The sequence below is a fragment of the Streptomyces sp. NPDC089919 genome, from assembly GCF_040684615.1.
Classification (GTDB): Bacteria; Actinomycetota; Actinomycetes; order Streptomycetales; family Streptomycetaceae; genus Streptomyces.
Genome location: NZ_JBFBGK010000199.1, coordinates 1 through 6,014 on the forward strand (window position 1 = coordinate 1; position 6,014 = coordinate 6,014).

3 protein-coding genes are annotated in these 6,014 nt (G+C 74.6%); 1 reads left to right on the forward strand and 2 read right to left on the reverse strand.

What is annotated here, in order from left to right; all coding sequences use genetic code 11:
• Window positions 1–408: 408 nt before the first annotated feature.
• A complete protein-coding gene (locus tag AB0O40_RS37315) occupies window positions 409–1,542 on the reverse strand; it encodes an ADP-ribosylglycohydrolase family protein (RefSeq protein ID WP_365050645.1) in 1,134 nt (377 codons plus the stop codon).
• 324 nt (window positions 1,543–1,866) lie between these two features.
• Here AB0O40_RS37315 and AB0O40_RS37320 point away from each other — a divergent pair, with 324 nt between their 5' ends.
• Window positions 1,867–2,952 carry a tyrosine-protein phosphatase gene (locus AB0O40_RS37320; RefSeq protein ID WP_365050648.1) on the forward strand — a complete coding sequence of 362 codons (1,086 nt, stop codon included), beginning with the start codon at window positions 1,867–1,869 and terminating at the stop codon, window positions 2,950–2,952.
• 92 nt (window positions 2,953–3,044) lie between these two features.
• On the opposite strand, the gene AB0O40_RS37325 is transcribed toward AB0O40_RS37320, so the two are convergent.
• A complete protein-coding gene (locus AB0O40_RS37325; protein ID WP_365050651.1) occupies window positions 3,045–5,639 on the reverse strand; it encodes a bifunctional FO biosynthesis protein CofGH in 2,595 nt (864 codons plus the stop codon).
• Window positions 5,640–6,014: the final 375 nt, after the last annotated feature.

The window sequence follows — 6,014 nt, forward strand, 5'->3', positions numbered from 1 at the left end:
CCCCGACCCGGGGGGCCCGCTTGAGCGCGTACGCCTCCGCCCGGCCGGCCAGCGCCTCGCCGGCGTTTGAGGCGCGGGGGTCCGGGGGCGGAGCCCCCGAAAGGCCCGGCGCGCAGCGCCCGGGCAACGGGGGATCCGGGGGCGGAGCCCACCGGTTTCGGGAAGGGGCGGGTAGGGGACCAGCCCCGCGCAGCGGCCCCCACCCGCCACCGCCCCCCCCGAGGGACAGGTCGAACGCCCCGCAAGGCCAAACCCAAGCCCCGGAGGGGCAAGCCCACGCCCCGGGGGGCAAGCCCAGCCCCGCAGGGCCAAGCCCCAGCCCCGCAGGGGCAACCCCACGCCCCGGAGGGGCAAACCCACGCCCCCGAGGGGCAAGCCCAGGGCCAAGGCCCGAAGGGGCGAGCGGGGTCACCCCCGCGGATACCGCCCCAGCCACCCCGGAGAGGCGACCGCAGGCCCGTGCAACGCCGGCCCCTGCGTCATCTCCATGGCAAAGTCATCGGCCAGTTCGAGCACCGTCGCCCGCCCCTCCAACTCCGCCAGCCAAGCCGGCGGCAGCGCCGTCTCGCCGGACAGCGCCCCCAGCAGGGACCCGCACAGCGCCCCCGTCGCGGTCGAGTCCCCGCCGTGGTTGACGGCCAGCCGCAGCCCGTGCCGCAGGTCCTCCGCCACCAGCGCGCAGTACACGGCCACCGCCAGCGCGTCCTCCGCGTCCCGCCCGTCCCCGGGGGACAGCGACTCGACCAGCTTGGGCGAGGGCAGGCCCTGCCGGACGGCCCCCAGCGCCCGCTGGAGGGCGTCGGTGACCGGCTGGTGCCCCGGCCGAGACCCCAGCATCCCCAGCGCCCGCTGCACCGCCGCGTCCAGGCTGTCCCCGCGGGCCAGCCCGTGCACGATGACCGCGAAGGCCCCGGCCGACAGGTAGGCCGTCGGGTGCCCGTGGCTCTGCGCCGCGCACTCGACCGCGAGCTGGAGGACCAGCGCCGGCTCCCAGCCGACCAGCAGCCCGAAGGGCGCCGACCGCACGGTCGCCCCGGCGTCCCGCGCCGTCGGGTTCTTCGGCTTCTCGAGGGTGCCGAGGATCTCGTCCCCGAAACCGGTCAGGCAGGCCCGGTCCGGCCCGCGCCGGGCGTAGAGCCATTCCTCGCGGGCCAGCCAGCCGTTGTCGGTGCGGCGTTCGTCGGGCCCCCAGTCGTGCTGGGTGGCGGCCCACCGCAGGTAGGCCCGGTGCACGTCGGTCGGCGGGTGCCAGGCCCCGGTGTCGCGGCGTACGTGGGCCCGTATCAGCCCGTCCACCGTGAAGAGGGTCAGCTGCGTGGAGGCGGTCACGCTGCCCCGCCGCCCGTAGGCCGGGGCCAGCTCGGTCAGCCCCTCCAGGCCGTGGGTCTCGCGGATGCCGTCCAGGGACAGCCCGGCGACCGGCGCGCCGAGCGCGTCGCCGATGGCGCTGCCGAGCAGCGCCCCCCGCACCCGGCTGCGGAAGTCCTGCTGCTCCGTCCGACCCCACACGGGCGTGGACGTGGTCACTGTCGCTGAGCTCACGGAACCCCCCAACTGGCTCTGGCGCAGCACTGTAATGGACACCATCGAACGAAATCGGACGGAGTCCGCCCGGCGGCGCGAAGGTGAGCGGAGAACGGCTGGAATCCGAACATCCGCCCGCGCCCGGCCACCCCGCGAGGACCGGGTCCGTTCACCCCGGCGACCGTCCCGCCGCGGTCCCGGGGGCCCCAGGGGCCCCGCCCGCCAGCGCCTCGCCGCGGATTGCCCGCATGGCACGCTTTGCCAAACATCGTCATCCGGCCGGTCGCTTCCGGCCACGTCGCGTTCAGGAACGGTTCGCCCGTGGCTCGGAACGTTCCCTCCATGAAGCCCGCAGCCGCCCGCCGCCAGTCCGCCGCCCTCGCCACCACCCTCGCCGGTGCCACCGCGCTGGCCCTGGCCCTCGCCGCCACCCCCGCCGCCGCGCACCCGCACCACGGCCACCACCCCGCCATCCCCTTCACCGCCGCGACCGTCACGGCCGCTGCCGACGGTTCGTACACCCTGAAGTGGGACACCGAGGGCGTCCGCCGCGTCGAGGTCCGCGCGCACGGCAAGGTCGTCGCCCGCGGCGGCGCCCGCGGCGAGGCGACGGTCACCGGACTGCCCGCGGCCGACCGCCAGTGGTTCACCTTCCAGGCCGACCACGGCCAGGGCCTGCGCCTGGCCGACCGCCTGGTCAAGCTGGACAGCACGGTCAACTTCCGCGACGCCGGCGGCTACCGCACCGCGGACGGCCACTGGGTCAAGATGGGCGAGGTCTACCGCTCCGACGCCCTGAACCACCTCACCCCGAACGACGCCGCCAAGCTCCAGCGCCTCGGCATCAAGGGCATCTTCGACCTGCGCATGCAGAGCGAGCGCGACAAGGACCCGGACGTCGTCCCGGCCGGGGTGAAGTACACCGTCGCCGACGTCTTCGGCGAGTCCGGCTTCAACGCCATGCCGCGCACCCCCGACGAGGCCGTGGCCTCCATGGTCGGCGCCGAGAAGACCATGGTCAGCGCGGACTCCGGCAAGGCCGCCTACCGCACGGTCTTCGCCGGCATCGAGGGCTCCGACGCCCCCGGCACCGCCGTCCTCTTCCACTGCACCGCCGGCAAGGACCGCACCGGCTGGGCCGCCGCCGCCCTGCTCACCGCCCTCGGCGTGCCGCGCGAGACGGTCACGGCCGACTACCTGGCCAGCAACGACTACCGCAAGGCCGCCAACGACGCGATCCTGAGCCACCTGCCCCCGGCCCAGGCCGCCGTCTACAAGCCGCTGCTCGACGTCCGCCCCGAGTACCTGAACTCCGGCTACGACGAGGTCACCGCAAAGTTCGGCACCTTCCGCAACTACACCCACCAGGGCCTGGCCCTCGACCACCACGCCCTCGCCGACCTGAAGCGCGACCTCCTCCTCGGCTGACCCGGCACCGGGATGCACCGGGGCCCGGCCGCACACAGCGGCCGGGCCCCGGTGCATCGGCGTCGGGCCACGGGGCCCGTTCCCGTACGGACCTACTCCAGTACCGGCAGCAGTTCCGGCAGGTGGCCGTCCGAGGCGGCGGCGGTGCGCAGGCGCTCTTCCGGGACCTCGCCGTAGAGGGTGGTGCGGGCGCGGGCCGGGCGGCCGGCGGACTCGGCGACCGCCACCAGGTCGCGGACCGACTTGTACGAGCCGTAACTCGATCCCGCCATGCGGGAGATGGTCTCCTCCATCAAGGTCCCGCCCAGGTCGTTGGCGCCCGAGCGCAGCATCTCGGCGGCGCCTTCCGCGCCCAGCTTCACCCAACTGGTCTGGATGTTGGGGATGTACGGGTGCAGCAGCAGCCGGGCCATGGCCGTCACCGCGCGGTTGTCGCGGACGGTCGGGCCCGGCCGGGCGATGCCCGCCAGGTAGACGGGCGCGTTGGTGTGGATGAAGGGCAGGGTCACGAACTCGGTGAAGCCCGCCACCCCCTTCTCCAGCGCCGACCGCTGCATCCCCGCGAGGGTCCTGAAGTGCCCCAGCCAGTGCCGGGGTTGGTCCACGTGCCCGTACATCATGGTCGAGGAGGACCGGATGCCCAGCTCGTGGGCGGTGGAGACGACCTCGATCCAGTCGGCGGCCGGCAGCTTCCCCTTCGTGAGCACCCAGCGGACCTCGTCGTCCAGGATCTCCGCGGCCGTGCCGGGGATGGAGTCCAGCCCGGCCTCCTTGGCGGCGGTCAGCCAGTCCCGGATCGACATCCCCGTCCGGGTGGCGCCGTTGACCACCTCCATGGGGGAGAAGGCGTGCACGTGGATGCCCGGTACCCGCTCCTTCACCGCCCGTGCGATGTCGAAGTAGGCGGTGCCGGGCAGGTCCGGGTGGATGCCGCCCTGCATGCACACCTCGGTCGCACCGACCTCCCAGGCCTGCGCGGCCCGGTCGGCGACCTGCTCCAGGGAGAGGGTGTACGCGTCGGCGTCGGTGCGCCGCTGGGCGAAGGCGCAGAAGCGGCAGCCGGTGTAACAGACGTTGGTGAAGTTGATGTTGCGGGTGACGATGTACGTGACGTCCTCGCCGGAGACCGACCGGCGCAGGTCGTCCGCCACGCTGCAGAGCGCGTCCAGCGCCGGGCCGTCGGCGTGCAGCAGAGCCAGCGCCTCCGCGTCGGTCAGCGCGGTGGGGTCGGCCGCGGCCTGCCGCAGGGCGGCTCGTACGTCGGTGTCGATCCGCTCCGGCACCATCCCGGGCGCGGCGGCCTCCCGCAGCGCCTCCCAGTCGCCGTAGACGGCGTCGAAGTCCCCGCGCCGGTCGCCGGTCCGCCCGTCGGTGTCGATGGTGGCGTGCAGATCCGTCCGCCCGCTGGCCCCGAAGCCCTCGTCCGGCTCCTGCCAGGGCAGCCCGGCGACGACCGCGTCCTCCTTCGCCAGCCCGGTCTCCGGCTCGGCCAGGGCGCGGACGTGGGGCAGCACCCGCGGGTCCAGCCACGGCTCGCCCCGCTGCACGAACTCCGGGTACACGCACAGCCGTTCGCGCAGCGTGAAGCCGGCTTCGGCGGACCGGGCGGCCAGCTCGTCGATCTGCGGCCAGGGCCGCTCGGGGTTGACGTGGTCGGGGGTCAGCGGGGACACCCCGCCCCAGTCGTCGATCCCGGCCGCGATCAGCCGCCCGTACTCGCTGTCGACCAGGTTGGGCGGCGCCTGGAGGCAGCCGGCCGGCCCCATGATGTGCCGGGCCACGGCCACCGTCGCGACCAGGTCGTCCAGATCCGCGTCGGGCATCCCGCGCATGGCCGTGTCCGGCTTGGCGCGGAAGTTCTGGATGATCAGCTCCTGGATGCCGTGGTAGGCCCGGGAGATCCGGCGCAGCGCGAACAGCGACTGTGCGCGCTCCTCGTACGTCTCGCCGATCCCGATCAGCAGCCCGGAGGTGAAGGGCACCGAGGACCGCCCGGCGTCCTCCAGCACCCGCAGCCGTACGGCGGGCTCCTTGTCGGGGGAGCCGTGGTGGGGCTGGCCGGGCTCCGACCAGAGGCGGGTGGCGGTGGTCTCCAGCATCATCCCCATGCTGGGGGCGACGGGCTTGAGCCGCTGGAAGTCGCTCCACGACATGACGCCGGGGTTGAGGTGGGGGAGCAGCCCGGTCTCCTCCAGCACGCGGATGGCCATCGCGCGGACGTAGGCGAGGGTGTCGTCGTACCCGTGGGCGTCCAGCCACTCCCTGGCCTCGGGCCAGCGGTCCTCGGGCTTGTCCCCGAGCGTGATCAGCGCTTCCTTGCAGCCGAGCGCCGCGCCGCGGCGGGCGATGTCCAGCACCTCGTCCGGGGACATGAACATCCCGTGGCCCTCGCGGCGGAGCTTGCCGGGGACGGTGGCGAAGGTGCAGTAGTGGCAGCGGTCCCGGCAGAGCCGGGTCAGGGGGATGAACACGCTCTTCGAGTACGTGATGACGCCGGGGCGGCCGGCGGCCGCGAGCCCTGCGTCCCGCACGCGGCCCGCCGAGGCCGTCAGGTCCTCGAGATCGGCCCCCCGGGCCTGCAACAGGATCGCGGCCTCCCCGACGTCCAGCGCCACGCCGTCGCGGGCCCGCCGCAACGCCCGCCGCATCCCGTTCTCCGAAGGCCCCGCCCCCACGTTGTTCCTCATCCCCGGAGCATACGATCCCCCCACCAGCCCCTCCCCTCCCACCACCATGCCTCCTACCTCCCGGTCCACCCCCGCCCCACCCTTGCGCTCGGGCCGGCATATCCAGCCTCGCCGGCGATTGAGGCGCGGGGTCCGGGGCGGCGCCCCGAAACCTGGGCCCGGCCCACCGTTTGCGCTCCGGCTGTGCCTGGGACATCCCAGCCTCGCCGGCGTTTGAGGCGCGGGGTCCGGGGCGGCGCCCCGAAACCTGGGCCCGGCCCACCCTCTGCGTCCGGCCACGCCGGGGACATCCCAGCCTCGCCGGCGTTTGAGGCGCGGGGTCCGGGCCCGCGCCCGGCCGCTGCGCGGAGCCAGCCCCACCCCGCCACATCGGAA